This window comes from Delftia sp. 11MD (assembly GCF_050907895.1).
GTDB lineage: Bacteria > Pseudomonadota > Gammaproteobacteria > Burkholderiales > Burkholderiaceae_C > Comamonas > Comamonas tsuruhatensis.
In genome coordinates this window covers 5,142,443-5,159,400 of record NZ_CP194333.1, presented here as the reverse complement: position 1 = coordinate 5,159,400, position 16,958 = coordinate 5,142,443, and the positions used below count along the sequence as shown (strand labels likewise).

General features: G+C 68.3%; 18 protein-coding genes. 10 read left to right on the top strand and 8 right to left on the bottom strand.

Annotated features, from left to right (window positions below; all coding sequences use genetic code 11):
- Positions 1 to 41: 41 nt before the first annotated feature.
- Positions 42 to 935 carry a LysR family transcriptional regulator gene (locus tag ACRSCF_RS23585; protein WP_016450081.1) on the top strand — a complete coding sequence of 298 codons (894 nt, stop codon included), beginning with the start codon at positions 42 to 44 and terminating at the stop codon, positions 933 to 935.
- Positions 936 to 962: 27 nt separating this feature from the next.
- Here the strand turns inward: ACRSCF_RS23585 and ACRSCF_RS23580 are convergent, their stop codons facing one another.
- From ACRSCF_RS23580 to xsc, 4 genes are all read right to left on the bottom strand, one after another.
- Positions 963 to 1,268, bottom strand: coding sequence for a hypothetical protein (locus ACRSCF_RS23580; RefSeq protein ID WP_016450080.1), 306 nt, complete (start codon positions 1,266 to 1,268; stop codon positions 963 to 965).
- Positions 1,269 to 1,405: 137 nt separating this feature from the next.
- The gene (locus tag ACRSCF_RS23575; protein ID WP_016450079.1) at positions 1,406 to 2,452 is read right to left on the bottom strand and encodes a YeiH family protein; all 1,047 of its coding nucleotides are present in this window, start codon (positions 2,450 to 2,452) and stop codon (positions 1,406 to 1,408) included.
- Positions 2,449 to 3,423, bottom strand: coding sequence for a bifunctional enoyl-CoA hydratase/phosphate acetyltransferase (locus ACRSCF_RS23570; protein WP_034367801.1), 975 nt, complete (start codon positions 3,421 to 3,423; stop codon positions 2,449 to 2,451). Before ACRSCF_RS23570 ends, ACRSCF_RS23575 begins: the two co-directional genes overlap by 4 nt.
- A gap of 212 nt (positions 3,424 to 3,635) precedes the next feature.
- Positions 3,636 to 5,447, bottom strand: coding sequence for a sulfoacetaldehyde acetyltransferase (gene xsc / locus ACRSCF_RS23565; RefSeq protein ID WP_126312785.1), 1,812 nt, complete (start codon positions 5,445 to 5,447; stop codon positions 3,636 to 3,638).
- A 131-nt stretch (positions 5,448 to 5,578) separates the two neighbouring features.
- Here xsc and ACRSCF_RS23560 point away from each other — a divergent pair, with 131 nt between their 5' ends.
- The 3 genes from ACRSCF_RS23560 to ACRSCF_RS23550 are packed head-to-tail and all read left to right on the top strand — an operon-like array spanning position 5,579 to position 9,057.
- Positions 5,579 to 6,406: an IclR family transcriptional regulator gene (locus tag ACRSCF_RS23560; RefSeq protein ID WP_016454304.1), complete on the top strand. Its 828-nt coding sequence runs from the start codon at positions 5,579 to 5,581 to the stop codon at positions 6,404 to 6,406.
- Positions 6,399 to 7,376 (top strand): AAA family ATPase, encoded by a 978-nt coding sequence (locus tag ACRSCF_RS23555; protein ID WP_013803829.1) that lies wholly within the window; start codon positions 6,399 to 6,401, stop codon positions 7,374 to 7,376. The genes ACRSCF_RS23560 and ACRSCF_RS23555 overlap by 8 nt, the downstream gene beginning before the upstream one ends.
- Positions 7,366 to 9,057 (top strand): cobaltochelatase CobT-related protein, encoded by a 1,692-nt coding sequence (locus tag ACRSCF_RS23550; protein WP_034367804.1) that lies wholly within the window; start codon positions 7,366 to 7,368, stop codon positions 9,055 to 9,057. Before ACRSCF_RS23555 ends, ACRSCF_RS23550 begins: the two co-directional genes overlap by 11 nt.
- A gap of 57 nt (positions 9,058 to 9,114) precedes the next feature.
- Here the strand turns inward: ACRSCF_RS23550 and pcaD are convergent, their stop codons facing one another.
- Entirely contained in the window at positions 9,115 to 9,879 is a 765-nt protein-coding gene (pcaD, locus tag ACRSCF_RS23545; protein ID WP_016450074.1) for a 3-oxoadipate enol-lactonase, read from the bottom strand.
- 108 nt (positions 9,880 to 9,987) lie between these two features.
- Positions 9,988 to 10,608, bottom strand: a complete 621-nt coding sequence (locus ACRSCF_RS23540) for a hypothetical protein (RefSeq protein WP_034367819.1) — start codon at positions 10,606 to 10,608, stop codon at positions 9,988 to 9,990.
- 86 nt (positions 10,609 to 10,694) lie between these two features.
- On the opposite strand from ACRSCF_RS23540, the gene ACRSCF_RS23535 reads away from it, so the two are divergent.
- The 4 genes from ACRSCF_RS23535 (at position 10,695) to ACRSCF_RS23520 (ending at position 14,680) form a co-directional block, all read left to right on the top strand.
- The gene (locus ACRSCF_RS23535) at positions 10,695 to 11,432 is read left to right on the top strand and encodes a helix-turn-helix transcriptional regulator (RefSeq protein WP_239009489.1); all 738 of its coding nucleotides are present in this window, start codon (positions 10,695 to 10,697) and stop codon (positions 11,430 to 11,432) included.
- A gap of 25 nt (positions 11,433 to 11,457) precedes the next feature.
- A complete protein-coding gene (locus tag ACRSCF_RS23530) occupies positions 11,458 to 11,826 on the top strand; it encodes a DUF2946 family protein (RefSeq protein WP_016450071.1) in 369 nt (122 codons plus the stop codon).
- Positions 11,827 to 11,949: 123 nt separating this feature from the next.
- Complete coding sequence (locus ACRSCF_RS23525) at positions 11,950 to 12,615, top strand: SCO family protein (protein WP_034367807.1); 666 nt, start codon at positions 11,950 to 11,952, stop codon at positions 12,613 to 12,615.
- A 226-nt stretch (positions 12,616 to 12,841) separates the two neighbouring features.
- Positions 12,842 to 14,680 carry a sensor domain-containing diguanylate cyclase gene (locus ACRSCF_RS23520; protein ID WP_016450069.1) on the top strand — a complete coding sequence of 613 codons (1,839 nt, stop codon included), beginning with the start codon at positions 12,842 to 12,844 and terminating at the stop codon, positions 14,678 to 14,680.
- Between the two features lie 22 nt (positions 14,681 to 14,702).
- Here the strand turns inward: ACRSCF_RS23520 and ACRSCF_RS23515 are convergent, their stop codons facing one another.
- Positions 14,703 to 15,176, bottom strand: a complete 474-nt coding sequence (locus ACRSCF_RS23515) for a low molecular weight protein-tyrosine-phosphatase (protein WP_034367810.1) — start codon at positions 15,174 to 15,176, stop codon at positions 14,703 to 14,705.
- Positions 15,177 to 15,249: 73 nt separating this feature from the next.
- Here ACRSCF_RS23515 and ACRSCF_RS23510 point away from each other — a divergent pair, with 73 nt between their 5' ends.
- Positions 15,250 to 15,510 (top strand): hypothetical protein, encoded by a 261-nt coding sequence (locus ACRSCF_RS23510; protein WP_016450067.1) that lies wholly within the window; start codon positions 15,250 to 15,252, stop codon positions 15,508 to 15,510.
- Between the two features lie 286 nt (positions 15,511 to 15,796).
- Positions 15,797 to 16,567, top strand: a complete 771-nt coding sequence (locus ACRSCF_RS23505; RefSeq protein WP_244387214.1) for a hypothetical protein — start codon at positions 15,797 to 15,799, stop codon at positions 16,565 to 16,567.
- 41 nt (positions 16,568 to 16,608) lie between these two features.
- On the opposite strand, the gene nirD is transcribed toward ACRSCF_RS23505, so the two are convergent.
- Positions 16,609 to 16,950 carry a nitrite reductase small subunit NirD gene (nirD, locus tag ACRSCF_RS23500; protein WP_126312795.1) on the bottom strand — a complete coding sequence of 114 codons (342 nt, stop codon included), beginning with the start codon at positions 16,948 to 16,950 and terminating at the stop codon, positions 16,609 to 16,611.
- Between the last annotated feature and the right edge of the window lie 8 nt (positions 16,951 to 16,958).

Here is a 16,958-nt window from a genome sequence, read left to right as displayed (position 1 = left end):
TAGAATTCTCTGGTGTCCATGCATAAATGAATGGATGAGTGATGTCGGAACCCCACTGGGAGTGGTATCGCAGCTTTTTGCAGGTGCTGGAGTCCGGGTCGCTGTCAGCGGCGGGCCGGGCCATGGGTGTGGCGCAGCCGACCGTGGGCCGCCACATCGACGGGCTGGAGTCGGCGCTGGGCCTGCAACTGTTCACCCGCTCATCCGATGGCTTCGCGCCCACGGAGGCGGCCTACGAGCTTCAGCCCTATGCAGCCAGCATGGCCGCGACGGCGGCCGCGCTGCGCCGCGTGGCGGCCAGCCATGGCTCGGGCGTGCGCGGCACGGTACGGCTGACGGCCAGCGAGGTGGTGGGCGTGGAGGTGCTGCCGCCTGTGCTTGCGCAATTGCGCGCGGCACACCCTGAACTGGGCATCGAGCTGGTGCTGTCCAACGCGGTGGACGACCTGTTGCGCCGCGAGGCCGACGTGGCCGTGCGCATGTTCCGGCCGCAGCAGGAGGCGCTGGTGGCACGCCATATCGGCGCCATCGAGCTGGGGCTGCATGCCCATGAAAGCTATCTGTCCGCACGCGGCGTGCCGGAATCGCTGGAGGACCTGGCCGGGCATTCGCTCATCGGCTTCGACCATGAAAGCGCCCTGATCCGAAAGATGCAGCAGCAGTTTCCCATGCTCACGCGCGAAGGCATGGCGCTGCGCTCGGACAGCGACCTGGCCCAGCTGGGCGCCATCCGCGCGGGCTTTGGCATTGGCGTGTGCCAGTCGGCATTGGCGGCCCGGGAGCCGGGCCTGGTGCGGGTGCTGCCCCAGGCGTTTTCATGGAAGCTCGATACCTGGGTGGCCATGCACGAGGACCTGCGCAAGAGCGAGCGCTGCGCCGTGGTCTTCAAGGCCGTGGCCCAGGCGCTGACGGCCTATGCCAGAGGCGGTGCCTGACGCCCGGCACCCAGGGGCACTTGTGCTTCAGCCGGCGTGCAGCAGGCAGGAGCGCGCGAGATGGCGCAGCGTGGACTTTCTGCGCTGGGTGGCGACAAAGGACTGGCAGTTGTGGGCGATGTAGGCGGCCATGACCACGGTCAGGCTGGCGATGGCCCACAGCGGAATGGGCAGCAGGGAATCGAGCAGCACCGCGCACACGGCCAGCATCGACAGGCAGGGCAGCAGCCGCAGCAGGGCGGCTTGCCGGGGTTGCTGATTGCGCAGCAGGGTGAGGACTTGGGTGGCGGTCAGCCTGCGGAATCTGCCGGCTTGCTTGCGAAAAACGTTCACGGCGCGGTAGGGCGTTGATGTGGATCAAAAATTTGTGTGCAAATGTATCATCTTGGTGCATACCCATCAAGCGATGTGTGGCGCCATGACAAAGGCCCGCGCAGGGCGGGCCTCTTGCGGCAATGCCTGTGCAGGCGTCAGCGCATCTCGATCTCGATGGCGATCAGCACGAAGGCCGCCATCCACAGCGTCTCCACCACCAGCAGCGCAAAGGGTCGCCAGCCTGCCTGGGCCAGTTGCTGGAACGAGGTCTTCAGGCCCAGTGCCGCAATGGCCAGCACCAGGCAGTTGCGCGACAGGTCGCTCAACTGGTGCTGCAGGCCCGGCGGCACCCAGCCCAGCGAGTTGATGGCCACCAGCGCCACGAACACCCACAGGAACCAGGGCACGAGGCCCGGCTTCTTGCCGTGGTGCTGCTCGGCCGCCGCCTCGCGCTGGCGCTTGAACAGGGCCGAGACCATGACCACCACCACGGCCAGCATGGACACGCGGAACAGCTTGACGATGGTGGCGTAGTCGCCCGTGGCCTGGTCGATGGTGTAGCCCGCGCCCACCACCTGGGCCACATCGTGGATGGTGCCGCCGATGAACAGGCCCGCCAGCTCGGGCGGCAGATGCAAGGCGCGCGCCACCAGCGGATACAGCACCATGGCGGCCGTGGACAGCACGGTGACCGTGACCACCACGGTGAGCGTGAAGCGGTCGCTGTCCTTGTCGCGCGGCAGCACCGACGAGATGGCCAGCGCCGCCGAGGCGCCGCAGATGGCCACCGCGCCGCCCGACAGCACGCCCTGCGGCCGCGTCAGGCCCAGGCGCCGGCCCAGCAGCGTGCCGCACAGCAGCGTGGTGACCACGGCCGCGATGACGATCAGCGCCGTGGTCCAGCCCAGGCCCGCGATCTGCGTGGCCGTGATGCGCGCGCCCAGCAGGCCCACGCCCAGGCGCAGCACGCCGCGCGCGCAGAACTCGATGCCCGGCTTGGCGCGCGCGTCCTGGCTCAGGAAGTGGAAGGCCACGCCGAAGAACAGCGCGAACAGCAGCTGCGGCCCGCCATGCAGCGTGGAGACGAAGGTCGCCGCCAGCGCGATCACGCCCGACAGGCCCGTGCCGGGCAGGAGCCTGAGCCATTGCAGCATGCGCGGCACGGGCGCCTGCGCAGCCACCTGTGCTTGGACCTGGCTCATGACTGCTCCTTGCCGCCCGCCGCATCGGCCAGCACGGCCAGCGCGCAGGAGGCGATGCGGCTGGCCACCGAGTCCGAACGGCTGGTCAGCACGATGGGCACGCGCATGCCCAGCACCAGGCCTGCGCACTCGGCGTCGGCCATGTAGACCAGCTGCTTGTAGATCATGTTGCCGGCCTCCAGGCTGGGCACCAGCAGCACGTCGGGCTGTCCCGCCACGTCGGAGACGATGCCCTTGTGGTGCGCCGACCGCAGTGAGATGGCGTTGTCGTAGGCCAGCGGCCCGTCGAGGATGGCGCCGCTGATCTGCCCCCGGTCGGCCATCTTGCACAGCGCGGCCGCGTCGATGGTGCCGGGGATGGCGGGGTTGACCGTCTCCACCGCCGAGAGCATGGCCACGCGCGGCCGGGCAATGCCGATGGCACGGGCCAGGTCGATGGCGTTCTGCGCGATGTCGCGCTTGTCCATCAGCGTGGGGAAGATGTTGACCACGCAATCGGTCATCAGCAGCGGGCGCTCGAAGCCCGGCAGGTCCATCACGAACACATGGCTGGCGCGGCGGCTGCCGCGCAGGCCGGCCTCGCGCGCCACGGCGGCGCCCAGCAACTCGTCGCTGTGCAGGCTGCCCTTCATCAGCGCGCGGGCCTGGCCGCTGCCGCACAGCGCCGCCGCCTGGGCAGCCGCCGCGCGTGGATCGTCGGCGGTGGAATGGATGGACGCGCCCGCCAGGTCCAGCCCGGCTGCCTGGGCCGCCGCCCGGATGCGTGCCTCGGGGCCGACCAGCAGCGGCGTGATCAGGCCCGCCTGCGCGGCCTGCATGGCGGCCTGCAGCGAGCCTGCATCGCAGGGATAGGCCACGGCCACAGGAATGGGGCCTTGCGCCTTGGCCTGGTCGAGCAAGTGCTGGAGATGGGGACGGGGCGTGGCGGGCGCATCATCGGCGGCCACGGCAAGTGAAAGTGGGGGGACCATGAAAGCTCCTGCGGGAAAGTACAGGGCCCGGCGCGAGCAACGCAGGGAATCTGGGAATCGGCTTTCGAGGGCCTTGCGCTTCACCCAGGCGCATGAAACCGGCGCGGCCCATCCCAGGGACACCGAGGAAGGGCCGCCCCGCACCGAGGGTGTCGTCCCCCTCCCCCGCGCAGCGGGTAGAGAGGGGGAAGGCGCGTCAGCGCCTCAGGGGGTTAGACAAAGTCCTTGTACTTTTCGAGGAAGCGCACGGGCTTGGAGAGCGCATCGCGGCGGAACGGGTCACCCAGTTCGCGCGTGCACATCACCTCGATCACGCAGGTCTTGCCGTGGTTCATCTGCAGGTCGATGGCCTTCTTCAGCGCCGGGCCCACGTCCTCGATCTGGTCGACCACGATGCTCTCGGCGCCCATGGCGCTCGCAATGGCTGCGAAGCTCTCGCTTTCCAGCTCGCCGGCCACGAAGCGGCGGTTGTAGAAGTCCACCTGGTTCTTCTTCTCGGCGCCCCACTGGCGGTTGTGGAAGACCACGGCCGTGACGGGAATGTCATGGCGCACGGCGGTCATGATCTCCACCATGCTCATGCCCCAGGCGCCGTCGCCGGCGTAGGCGATGGCCGGGCGGTCGGGCGCCGCGCACTTGGCACCGATGATGGTGGGCAGGGCATAGCCGCAGTTGCCGAAGCTCATGGGCGCGAAGAAGCTGCGCGGCTCGTCGAAGCGCAGGTAGCTGTTGGCCACGGAGTTGATGTTGCCGATGTCGGTGGAGACCATCACGCGCGGCGGCATGGCCTTTTCCAGCTCGCGCAGCACCTGGCGCGGATGCAGGTACTGGCCGCCCGTGGGCGTGCGCTCGCCCTTGGCCTCTTCGATCATGTCCAGGCTGTAGGGGTCGCGCTCATGCGTCCACTCGTCCAGCTCCTTCTCCCAGGCCGCCTTCTCGGTGGCGATGGTGTCGGCGCGCGCGGCCTTGGTGGCGTCGCAGGCCAGGGTCTGGCCCTGCAGGCGGCGGCCCAGCTCGCGTGCCACGGCCTTGGCGTCGCCGTGGATGCCCACCGAGATCTTCTTGACCAGGCCCAGGTTGGTGTGGTCGGCCTCGACCTGGATGATCTTGGCGTTCTTGGGCCAGTAGTCCATGCCGTGCTGGGGCAGGGTGCCGAAGGGGCCCATGCGCGAGCCCAGCGCGATCACCACGTCGGCCTGGGCGATGAGCTTCATCGCGGCCTTGGAGCCCTGGTAGCCCAGCGGGCCGGCCCACAGCGGGTGCTTGGCGGGGAAGGCGTCATTGCGCAGATAGCCCGTGACCACGGGTGCGCCCAGGCGCTCGGCCAGCTGCTTGCACTCCTCGACCGCATCGCCCATGACCACGCCGCCGCCGGCCAGGATCACGGGGAACTTGGCCGTGGCCAGCAGTTCCGTGGCGGCCTGCAGGCTGTTTTCGCCGCCCGAGCCGCGTTCCACGCGCATGGGCTTGGGGATTTCGCACTGCACTTCGCCATAGAAGTAGTCGCGCGGAATGTTCAGCTGGGTGGGGCCCATCTCGGAGATGGCGCGGTCAAAGCAGCGGGCCGTGAACTCGGCCATGCGCTTGGGGTTGCAGACATGGCCCTGGTACTTGGTGAACTCCTGGAACATGGGCAGCTGGTTGGCTTCCTGGAAGCCCCCCAGGCCCATGCCCATGGTGCCGGTCTCGGGCGTGATCATGACCACGGGGCTGTGGGCCCAGTAGGCGGCAGCAATGGCGGTCACGCAGTTGCTGATGCCGGGGCCGTTCTGGCCGATCACCACGCCGTGGCGGCCCGAGACGCGCGCATAGCCGTCGGCCATGTGGGCCGCGCCCTGCTCGTGCACCACGGGGATCAGGCGAATGCCGGCGGGCGCGAAGATGTCCATGGCATCCATGAAGGCCGAGCCCATGATGCCGAACATCTCCGTGACGCCGTTGGCCACGCAGGTCTCCACAAAGGCTTCGGAAGGGGTCATCTTCTGGACGCCTTCGACCACCGTACGATTGTTGGCTGCAGTCATGTTGTCTCCTTGAAAATGGAACTTTAAGTTCCGAAAAAAGAAATTACGGCGCAAGTCTAGGTGTGATTTCGCCTGGATGTCAAACAAATTTCTTTTTTCGGAACAAATTGACTCGAAAAATTGAAAAACATATGATGGCCAACACCATGAACACCCGAGACCCTGTCCCTGCCCGTATCGATGGCGATACCCCCAACCTGCGGCTGTTCGCGCTGCTGGAGGCCATTGCGCAGAAGAACGAGCCCTTCACGCTGCAGACCATGGTCGAGGAGACAGGCCTGCCCAAGCCCACCATGCACCGCATGCTCCAGCAGCTCGAAGGCGCGGGCATCCTGCAGCGCGAGGGCAACGGACGGCACTACGGCACGGGCCGGCGCCTGATGCGGCTGGCCGAGAGCGTGCTGCTCAACAACACCACGCATGGCGCGCGCCACGCGGTGCTGGCGCAACTGGTGCGCGACATCGGCGAGAGCTGCAACATCACCGCCTTCTCGGGCAGCGAAGTGCTCTACCTGGACCGGGTGGAAACGCCCGCGCCGCTGCGCTTTTATCTGCACCCGGGCTCGCGCGTGCCGGCCCATTGCTCGGCCACGGGCAAGCTGTTCCTGAGCCAGATGGCGCCCGCGCAGCGCAGGCGGCTGCTGTCGGCCGTGCCGCTGGAAGGCTTCACGGCCAATACGTTGACGGCCTTTGACGCGCTGGACGCCGAGCTGGACCAGGTGCGCGCCCAGGGCCATGCCTTCGACAACGAGGAATTCCTTCCCGGCCTGCTGTGCCTGGGCGTGCTCGTGCCCTCCATCCAGGGCGGCCCCTCGAACATGGGGCTGGCCGTGCAGGCGCCCATCATGCGTTTCACGCGCGAACGGGCGCTGTCCTTTCTTCCCCAACTGCGCGCGGCGGCCGAGGCGATTGCGCGCATCAACGACGAAGTCCCCCCGGGAGCCCCTGACGATGACTGAGCTGACCCTGATGCATCCCACGCGCACGCTTGGCGTGCGCGAGACCTTCGGCCTGGACACCGACATGCAGGTACCGGCCTTTGCCGAGCGCAGCGAGCATGTGCCGGCCGTGGACCCGGCCTACCGCTTCAACCCGCAGGCCACGCTGGCCATCCTGGCGGGCTTTGCGCACAACCGGCGCGTGGTCATCCAGGGGCTGCACGGCACGGGCAAGTCCACCCACATCGAGCAGGTGGCGGCGCGGCTGAACTGGCCCTGCGTGCGCGTCAACCTCGACGGCCACATCAGCCGGCTGGACCTGGTGGGCAAGGACGCCATCGTGCTGCAGGAGGGCCGCCAGGTCACGCAGTTCCAGGAAGGCATCCTGCCCTGGGCGCTGCAGCGGCCCGTGGCCCTGGTCTTCGATGAATACGACGCGGGCCGGCCCGACGTGATGTTCGTCATCCAGCGCGTGCTCGAACGCGAGGGCAGCTTCACCCTGCTGGACCAAAAGCGCGTGCTCCAGCCGCATGCGCAGTTCCGCCTCTTCGCCACCATGAACACCCTGGGCCAGGGCAACCTCAGCGGCCTGTACCACGGCACGCAGATGCTCAACCACGCCCAGCTCGACCGCTGGAACCTGGTCACCAGCCTGGACTACCTGGCACCGGCCGAGGAAGCCGCCATCGTGCTGGCGCGCGTGCCGCAGTTGGCCACGCCGCAGGGGCGCGAGCAGGTGGCCGCCATGGTGGCGCTGGCCGCGCTCACGCGCAAGGGCTTTGCGGTGGGCGACCTGTCGCTGCTGATGTCGCCGCGCACCGTCATCACCTGGGCCGAGAACGCGCAGATCTTCCATGACCTGCGGCTGGCCTTCGAGCTGTCCTTCCTCAACAAGTGCGAACCGGCCGAGCGGGCCATCGTGGCCGAGTACTTCCAGCGCTGCTTCGGCCAGGAACTGGCGCTGCGCGACGAGCCCGCCCATGCCTGCTGAGGCATCCCCCTCGCTGGCGCGCATGGAGGCCTGGGGCGGCGCGCTGCTGCGCGCCATGGCGGGCGATGCCTCGCTGCAATGGAGCGGGCAGACGCTGTACCGGGGCACGGCGCCCGTGGTGCTGGCAGCGGCCCACCAGGCCGATGTGCCGGCCCGATTGGCCGACCAGCGCGGCCTGCTCGACGGCGCCAGCCTGCGCCTGCGCCTGAGCGATGCCGCGCTGCACGCACGCCACCTGCCCGGCGACCCGGTGGAGCGGCTGGTGTTCGAACTGCTGGAGCAGTTGCGCGTGGAAAGCCTGGCGCCCGAGGAATGGCCCGGCGCGCGCGCCAACCTGCATGCGCGCTTTGTGCACTGGAGCCAGGCCTTTGCCGATTCGGGCCTGACCGAAAGCAGCCTGGGCATCCTGCTGTTCACCGTGGCGCTGACCGCCTGGAGCCGCCTGGGCGGACATGAGCCGCCCGATGCCCTGGCCGACCTGGCCGAGGCCACGCGCGCCGGCCTGTCGGCGCAACTGGGCGCGCAGTGGGCCCTGCTGCGCCGCCACCGGCAGGACCAGCAGGCCTTCATTGCGCCGGCCCTGGCCATCAGCCGCTGGGTGGGCCAGGCCGTGCGGTCAGCCCAGGAAGAGGCGCCGCGCGGCGCTGGCGGGCCGCGCCGGCGGGGCAGCTTCGCGCTGCCGCTGCACTTTGAATCGCAAAGCCTGGATGCGCCGCCCGTGGCGCTCAGCGGCGACAGCCGCGCCTGGGCCGGCTCGGCCCACAGCTACCGCGTGTTCACGCGCGCCTATGACCGCGAGGCGCAGGCCACCGAGCTGATCCGCGCCGCGCAACTGGCCGAGTTCCGCGAGCAGATGGACGAAGAGTTGGCACGCAGCGGCTTGCACGCAGGCCGGCTGGCCCGCCACCTGCAGCAGCGCCTGGCCGTGCCGCGCCACGACGGCTGGCAGTTCGGCCTGGAGGATGGGCACCTGGATGCAAGCCGGCTGGCGCAACTGATCAGCGATCCGCAGCAGCGCGCCATCTTCAGGAACGAGCTGCCGCGCCCCGTCAGCGATGCGGCCGTGGCCCTCCTGCTGGACTGCTCGGGCTCGATGAAGGCGCATGCGCGCCCGCTGTCCCTGCTGGTGGACCTGCTGGGCCGCGCGCTGTCCATGGCCGGCGTGCCGGTGGACGTGCTGGGCTTTTCCACCCAGGCCTGGAACGGCGGCCGCGCCCGCCGCGATTGGCAGCGCGCGGGCCAGCCCCACATCCCGGGCCGGCTCAACGAGCGGCTGCACATCGTCTTCAAGGACGCCGCCAGACCCTGGCGCCACGCCCGCCACGGCATTGCCGCATTGCGCAGGCCCGACCTCTTTCGCGAGGGCGTGGACGGCGAGGCCGTGGAATGGGCCTGCGAGCGGCTGCTGGCGCGGCCCGCGCAGCGCCGCATCCTGCTCGTCATCTCGGACGGCTGCCCCATGGACACGGCCACGCACCAGGCCAACGACGAGCACTACCTGGACCAGCACCTGCGCCAGGTCATCGCCCGGCACGAGCGCGCGGGCGATGTGCAGATCCGCGCGCTGGGCGTGGGCCTGGACCTGGGCGTGTTCTACCGGCGCAGGCTGGCCGTGGACCTGCGCGAGCAGATCGATGAGGCCTTGCTGATGGACGTGGCGGAGTTGATCTGCCGGCCGTGATACCGGCCTGCTAGCGGCTTCGCTCAGCGACCATTTCGTCCGGGCAGGACGGCAGATCTAGCGGATCTGCGCGACAAAGTCGCTCACCAACTGCGCAAACTCCGCGGGCATTTCCACGGCACTCAAATGCGCGGCGGGCAGCGACACCAGCTGCGCGCCCGGAATCTGCGCCTGCATGTCTTCGGACAGGGAAGGGGGCGTGGCCTCGTCGCGGCTGCCTGCAATGACCAGCGCGGGGCAGGCGATGCGCCGGTTGCTCTCGCGCAGATCGATGCCGCCCACGGCCGCACAGGCCGCCGCATAGGGCGCGGCCGCCGTGGCCTCCAGCCCGGCGCGCAAGGCTGCCACTCGGGCGGCCTGCCCGGCGCGGAATTCGGGCGTGAACCAGCGCTGCATGGCGCCATCGGCAATCGCGGCCACGCCCTGGGCGCGCACCGTGGCAATGCGCGCCTGCCAGCCTGCGCGCGCGGCCTCGTCGTAGTAGCTGGCCGAATTGGCGATGGTGATGCTGCGCACCAGCGCCGGATGGCGCGCGGCCAGGGCCTGGGCCGTCATGCCGCCCATGGACAGGCCCACGAAGTGCACCGGCCCCTGGCCCAGCGCCTCGATCACGCCAGCGGCGTCGTCGGCCAGGTCGTTCATGTCGAAGGCCTCGCCGATGGCGGGCGAGCGGCCATGGCCCCGGTGGTCGTAGCGCACCACGGTGAAGCGGTCTTGCAGGGCCTGGGCCACGCCGTCCCACATCTGGAGGTCACAACCGAGCGCGTGGCTCAGAACGAGGGCCGGGCCTTGGCCCTGCTGCACAACATGGAGTTTCGACATGGCGGTCACTGCTTGGGGAAAAGGCGATTATGGGATGGCCGGTGCAGGCTGGCGGATACGGATACCACGCATATCCGGCATCCGGCCAAGGCGCGGCGATGGCGGCGCTCAGGCCACCCTGTCCCAGAACTGCAGCTGTGCCGACCCCGGCGCGATCAGTTCCAGATAGTCCTGGCAGGCCGGATCGAACGGTCCCTGGCCCCACTTGCTGCACAGCTGGTGGGCGCGGCCGGCGCTATCGGCCAGCACCACGTCGGCATACAGGCCGGGGTCGTGGGCGCTGCGCATCACGCCATGGGCCGTGAAGCCGGGCTCATTCCGGTACAGGCCATCGGCCATGCGGTGCGCGGCGGTGGCCAAGGCATGGGAATCGGCGCCGGGGCGCAGCCGGAACAACGAGAACTCCATGCCCTGCGGCAGCCCATGTTCCCCGCCGTGGCTGAACACGCTGGCGCCCAGCAAGGGAGGATGCTCCACGCGCATCAGCCCGAAGTAGGCCGCGCAGGCAGCCGACCGGCCGGCCTGCGCCAGGGCGGCACGGGCAGCCTCCTGTGATTGCCAGGTGACGACATCCGCATAGCGCCCCTGGCCCAGCTGGACCAGATGGCGTGACAGGCATCCGCCCTGCACATCCAGGAACTGGTGCTGCATGGCGCTGGCGGCTTGCAGCAGGGTGTTTTCCGTCACACCGGGCAGCAGGCTGAACGCTGCCCATTCGATGACTTGCATGGCATTTCTCCGTGGATTGAACATGCCGCCCATGGTCCCTGCATCGCTGCCATTCAATGGCTGTCAATTGCGCCATGATGCCGGCCATGAAACCGCGCACGCTGCCCGCCCGTCTGTCCCGGCTTGAAGCCCTTTCCCAGCGCCTGTCCGATGGCGCCGTGCACGGCGTGGCGGCGCTGTCCGAGGAACTGGGCGTCAGCCAGCGCACGCTGGCGCGCGACCTGTCGTTGCTCAGGCAGCAGGGCTGGGAGCTGGACAGCTCCTCGGGCAGGGGCGGCGGTGTCCGCGTGGTCCATCGCTGGCCCTCCGGCCGCGTGACCCTGCGGGGTGACGACGCACTGGAGCTGCTGATGTCCCTGGCGCTGTCGGAAGCCCTGGGCCTGTCGCTGGCGGGGCGTCATGGCGAACTGCGCCGCCAGTTCGCGCGCTGCTTTGCGCCGGCCGATCGCGCAGATATCGCGCAACTGCGCCAGCGCATCCGCGTGGCCTCGCCGGTGTCCGTCGAAGTCCAGGCTTCGCGGCGCGAGCGTGCGCAGGGCGTGGAGGCGCGCGCCAGCGTCTACCAGGCATTTGCACAGCAATGGATGCTGGCCTTGACCTACCTGGACGGACGCCAGCGCCGCAGCGAGCGCGTGGTGGAGCCGCAATGTCTGCTGCTGGCCTGGCCGTTCTGGTACCTGCTGGCCTGGGACTGCGAGCGCGAGGGCGTGCGCACCTTCCGGCTGGACCGCATCGTGCAGGCGCGTCGCGGCGGACAGCGTTTTCAGGTGCGCGACCCGGCCCGGTTTTGGGCCGCCTGCGACGAGGTCGGCGTGGCCCTGTGACGGCCTGCCCCCATAATCCCCAGCCATGCAAGCCCTGCGCAACTCCGTCCCACTGGCCCGCCTGGTCATGGCGTGGTTCGCGCTGACGCTGGGCCTGGCCATTGCATCGCCCCTGGTGCACCCCCAGGCCATGGAGCTGGTCTGCACGGCTGGCGGCAGCGTCAGGCTGGTCGTGGTCAACGGTGAAGAAGGACAGGCGGTGTCTGCCCAGCATTCGCTGGACTGCCCGCTGTGCCTGGCGGTGACGCCGCCGCCGGCGCATGTCCCTCCCTCCTGGGCGCAACTGCAGCCGATGGGCCGCGCGCTGCAGCCCATCGTCTCTGCCCGCATTGCCTCCCTGGTCGGCGCGCCGCTGCCGCCGCGCGGGCCTCCCTTGTTGCTGTTGATCGCCTGAGCCCTTGGCTGCTTGCAGCGCTGTCCTGCGCTGTCTGGCCGCTGGCCTGTCTCAGAACATTGCCGCACCGGCCGGGCGCAGCCTTGGCGGTGCGGCTTCGCCAAGATTCCACGCAGGGATGCCATGTTCCGTTTCGATTGCCATGCGGCGCCGCAGCGCGCCGCCGATTTTTCTTCGACCCTCCCATCCGTTGCTTCCGTCGCCCTGTCTCGCCGTGCCTGCCTTGGCGGCGGCCTGGCCGCACTGGCGCTGCTGGCCGGCTGCAAGCCCGCCGCCGTACCGTTCAAGGGCATAGACCTGACCGGCGCCCAGTACGGCCGGGACTTCCGCCTGCGCGATGCCGATGGCCGCGAGCGCACGCTGGCCGACTTCAAGGGCCAGGCCCTGATGGTCTTTTTCGGCTTCACCCAATGCCCCGATGTCTGCCCCACGGCGCTGACGCGCGCCCTGGAAATACGCCAGCTGCTGGGACCCGATGGCCAGCGCCTGGCCGTGGCCTTCATCACTATCGACCCCGAGCGCGATACGCCCGAGGTGCTCAAGGCCTATGTGGGCGCCTTCGATCCCGGCTTTGTCGCGCTGCGCGGTGACGAGGCGCAGACGGCCGAGGTCGCCAGGGAATTCAAGGTCTTCTACAAGAAGGTGCCCACGGGTGCGTCCTACACCATGGACCACTCGGCCATCACCTATGTCTTCGATCCCGAGGGCCGGCTGCGCGTGGCGTTCCGCCATGAGCAGGACGCACAGGACTGCGCAGCCGACCTGCGGCAGATCCTGCAGGCTGCATGACGGCTCTGCACTTTCTCAGGTGGCCGGCGCAACAGGCCTTTGCGCAGCGGCCCCCGCCCTGGCCCAGGCAGCGACCATTCTTGCGGAGGTGAAGGTACGCCAGTGGCGCGAGCGCCGTTGCCATCGGTCAAAACCTTGTCTGGATCGTCCCGTCCTTGTGCTAAAAATGTGCGGCTCCATCCACCCGGACGCTCATCCAGCCAGACGGAAAGGGACACCCGGCGCCATGAAGACGCTTCTTTCTGACAAGGTGCTGCGGCGCCTGGTGCTTGGCAACCTGCTGGTCGCCGGCCTGCTGGGCCTGGCCACCTGGCTGAGCCTGCGCGCCAACCACCAGGCCGACCTGGACCTGGGCGTGGCTGTCACCCAGAACCAGGCCCGCAGCCTGAGCCTGGAGCTGACGGCCGAGATGCGGCTGGTGGACAACGCACTGGCCACCGTGGCAGGCCGCTACCGCAGCCGGGGCCTGGACGGCGACGATGTGGCGGCCCTCGCCCTCTATGAAATCCTGCAGGAGCAGCGTGCCCTGCTGCCATTTGTCACCGCGCTGCGCGTGACCGACGCCAAGGGCCAGGTGCTGCTGACGGCCAACGAGGAAGAGCCCCCGTTTTCCGTGGCCGACCGCAGCTACTTCGAGCGCGCGCGCCACTCCGACCGCATGGTGATCTCCGATCCGCTGGTCAGCCATTCCTTCAACAAATGGGCCATCGTGATGGCACGCCGGCTGCAGTCCGGGGACGGGGATTTCAAGGGCATCGTCTATGCCGTGGTCTCGGCCACGCATTTCCAGTCGCTGTTTCGTCGCCAGGCCTTCGGGCCCGACAGCGCCATTGCGCTGCGCTCGGACAAGGACCTGCTGGTGGCCCGCTACTCGGCGGCCGATCCGTGGTCGGTGGCCGGCATTGGCGGCTCTGCGGTCTCCAGCGAGTACCACCATGCCCTGGCCGGCAACCGGGACAGCGGCTGGTACATCACGCCCACGGTGATGGACGACGTGGAGCGCATCACGGCCTACCAGCGGCTGGCCGGCTATCCCCTGACCGTCTTCACGGGCCTGGGCACACAAAGCTACCTGGCCGCATGGCGTGCATCGGCCTGGCGCGCCTGGGCACTCACGGGTCTCAGCATGGCACTGATCGCGCTGGGCTCGGTCAGCCTCTACCTGCTGCAGCAGCGCGAGCGCGTGGCGCGCATCCGGCTTGCCGAGCTGCTGCGCCAGCAGGAACTGTTCATGGACAACGACCTCATCGGCATCGCCCGCCTGCGCGAGCGCCGGCTGCTGTGGACCAACCAGGCCCTGCAGCGCATGCTCAAGCGCCCGGCCGGCGAGCTGCAGGGCACCTCGGCGCGCATCCTCTACCCGGATGAGGAAACCTATGAACGCTCCGGCGAGCTGGCCTATGGCGCACTGCGCTCCAGCGGCAAATGCCATGCCCAGATGCAGCTGAAGACCAGCGATGGCAGCCTGCTCTGGGTCGATGTCAGCGGCGCAGGCCTGGCCGACGGCGAATCGATCTGGGTCTTCGTGGACATAGACGCGCTCAAGCGTGACGAGCAAGCCGCGCAGCACCAGGCGCTGCACGACGTGCTGACCGGCCTGGCCAACCGCCGCGCACTGCAGGCCCGGCTGCAGCGCCAACTGGCCCAGGCCTGCGGACCGGGGCAACTGGCCGTCTGCTTCATGGACCTGGACGGCTTCAAGCAGATCAACGATACCGAAGGCCACGATGCCGGCGACGAAGTGCTGCGCATCGTCGCCCGCCGCCTCACCACCCAGGCCCGCGAAACCGACTGCGTGGCCCGCATGGGTGGAGACGAATTCGTGCTGCTGCTGGGCGAACTGGCCTCGGCCAACGACGCCCTTCAGGCCATGCAGCGCTGCCTGGCCTCCATCTGCCAGCCCATCCGCCTGGAAAACGGTGCCACCGTCCAGGTCGGCGCCAGCATCGGCATCGCCCTCAATGCCGCCCGGGAAAACACCACCCAGCTGCTGCAGCGCGCCGACGAGGCCATGTATGCGGCCAAGCGCGCGGGCAAGGGCAGGGTGGTGGTGGCGGAGGAGTAGAGGCGCCAGGCCAGTCTTGCAATCAGCCAGTGCGATGTTTGCGCGGCGCCATGCCCAGCGTGGCCAGCAGCCCCCTGCAGCCGTCCTCCACCAGGTCCAGCACGTCCTCGAAACCCCGGTCGCCGCCGTAGTAGGGGTCGGGCACTTCGCGCGCGGTGTGCTCGGTGCAGAAGTCCGTCAGCCGCTGTACGCGGTGCCATTCGGACTCGGGGCAGATCCTGCGCGCGGCGGATTCGTTGGCGCCATCCATCACCAGCACCTGGTCGAATGCCGTGAAGTCCTCGGCCCGCAGCTGCCGCGCGCGCTGCTGCGAAAGGTCATAGCCGCGCCGCGCGGCATGGGCCTGGGAGCGGCGGTCGGGTGCCTCGCCCACGTGGTAGCCGTGCGTGCCTGCGGAGTCCACTTCGATGCGGCCCGCCAGGCCCGCGTCGGCCACCATTTTCTCGAGCACGCCGTGGGCCGTGGGGCTGCGGCAGATGTTGCCGGTGCAGACCATGAGGATTCTTTTCCTCTTTGTGGCTGGCCTGCGGTCAGCTGACTGTTCCCGAATCTGTTCCATAAATCTCCCTGTGGGTAACGGGCTTCACGACATCTGGATGGCCTGCGATGCCCAGGCGCTCGCCGGCATTTTCCACGCCCCGCACCTGATCTTCCGGGCCGCCTATGCTGCGCCCATGGTGGAACTGCTTTGTTTCTGGATGGCCCGGGTGGGTGCGGCCCTGCTGGAGTTGCGGTTGCTGCGCAGCAGCGACGGCGGCTTCAGGGTGATGCTCATCACGGCGGCCATCGTGGTCATCGTGTGCCTGGCGTTGCTGTCCTTTCACGCCTGAGCCCGCAGTCCCGGGTACCGTCGTGCCGGTTGTCAGGGGTCCGCGCCATGGGCAGCTGACGAACCCAATGCAGCGCCATCTCGCATTCCAGTGCGGATGCTTCGATCACGGCGCAGGCGAGGCATCAAACATGGGCGGCCGCTTTCCCGGCTCGGCACGCCCGAACGTCTCGGGCACGCAAAAGTGGACGACACGCTCCAGACATAAACGCTCGCCAGTCATTAATTGGCTGTGAATTTCTATTGATTAAATCAATTGAGATCCCTGAAATTTCCCGGATATATTTTTGACGTTTCTTCCCGAGACAATGGATTGGAATAGTTGCTTCATTGATTCTGTTTTTATCTTCATTCAGCCACTGAAGGAAAGATTGATGAGAATAAGACCTTTAGTTGCCAGCGTATGCCTTTCCTTCTCGGGCCTTGGCCTCGCATTGGCAGATACCCAGTACACCTATGCCGGCGTCAACTACAACGATGCCCATGCCCCTTACACCACAGCCATGAGCCTCAGCGGCTCGATGGTCCTGCCTGCGTCCCTGCCGGCCAGCCAGACGGACATCGTCATCGGCCCGGGAACGTCCTATCCGATCAGCAGCTGGTCGTTCAGCGACGGCGTGAATACCTATACGCAGGCCAATGCACAGATCCTGGCTGGTATTTCGATCAGTGATCCGCCGCGCTTCAAGGTTTCTACCGATGGCAGCGGCAATATCACTGCCTGGGACCTGGCGATGGTTTCACCCGCTGCGCCCCATGTCCCAGGCCAGCCGGTGGACGCTTTCAATATCGCCTCAGGCTCGGGGGACATCGCTGGTGACCATTCGGACACCACATGCGTCTTGTTGAATGGCAATGTGTGCAGCCAGGTGCTTGATGGTGGTACAGGATTCACTTTTTCGCCTGCCCAAGGCAGCTGGAGCATGCAACCCTACATTCCCCCGCAGCCCGGCCCGGTGGCGGTGCCGCTGCTGGAGTGGCCTGCGCTGCTGGCGCTGATGGGCGGCGTGGCCGGTCTTGCAGCGTGGCAACGGCGCAGGGATGGTGTGGGAAGCTAGGCACGCAGGACCTTCCTGCGCGGCTGTGCTCCGCACGAATCTCAATGCAGCGCCACCATCAACTGCCCGTTCTCGCTGCGCACCGCATGGGCGCGCACGGAATGCTCGGGCGCTTCCAGGCATTCGCCGGTGGACAGGTCGAAGTGGTGCTTGTAGATGGGCGAGGCGACGACGACGCGCTCGCCCAGGCTGCCGACCAGGCCGCGCGCGAGCACGCTGGCGCCGCAGCGCGGGTCCACGTTGTCTATGGCGTAGAAGCGGTCGTCGCCGATGCGAAAGACCGCCACATGGCGGCCCTGGATGAGGGCGCAGACGCCCGTGTCGGGGACGATGTCCTGGGTGGCGCAAACGGGCAGCCAGTGTTCTTGGGAGGCATGTGCCATGGCGGGTC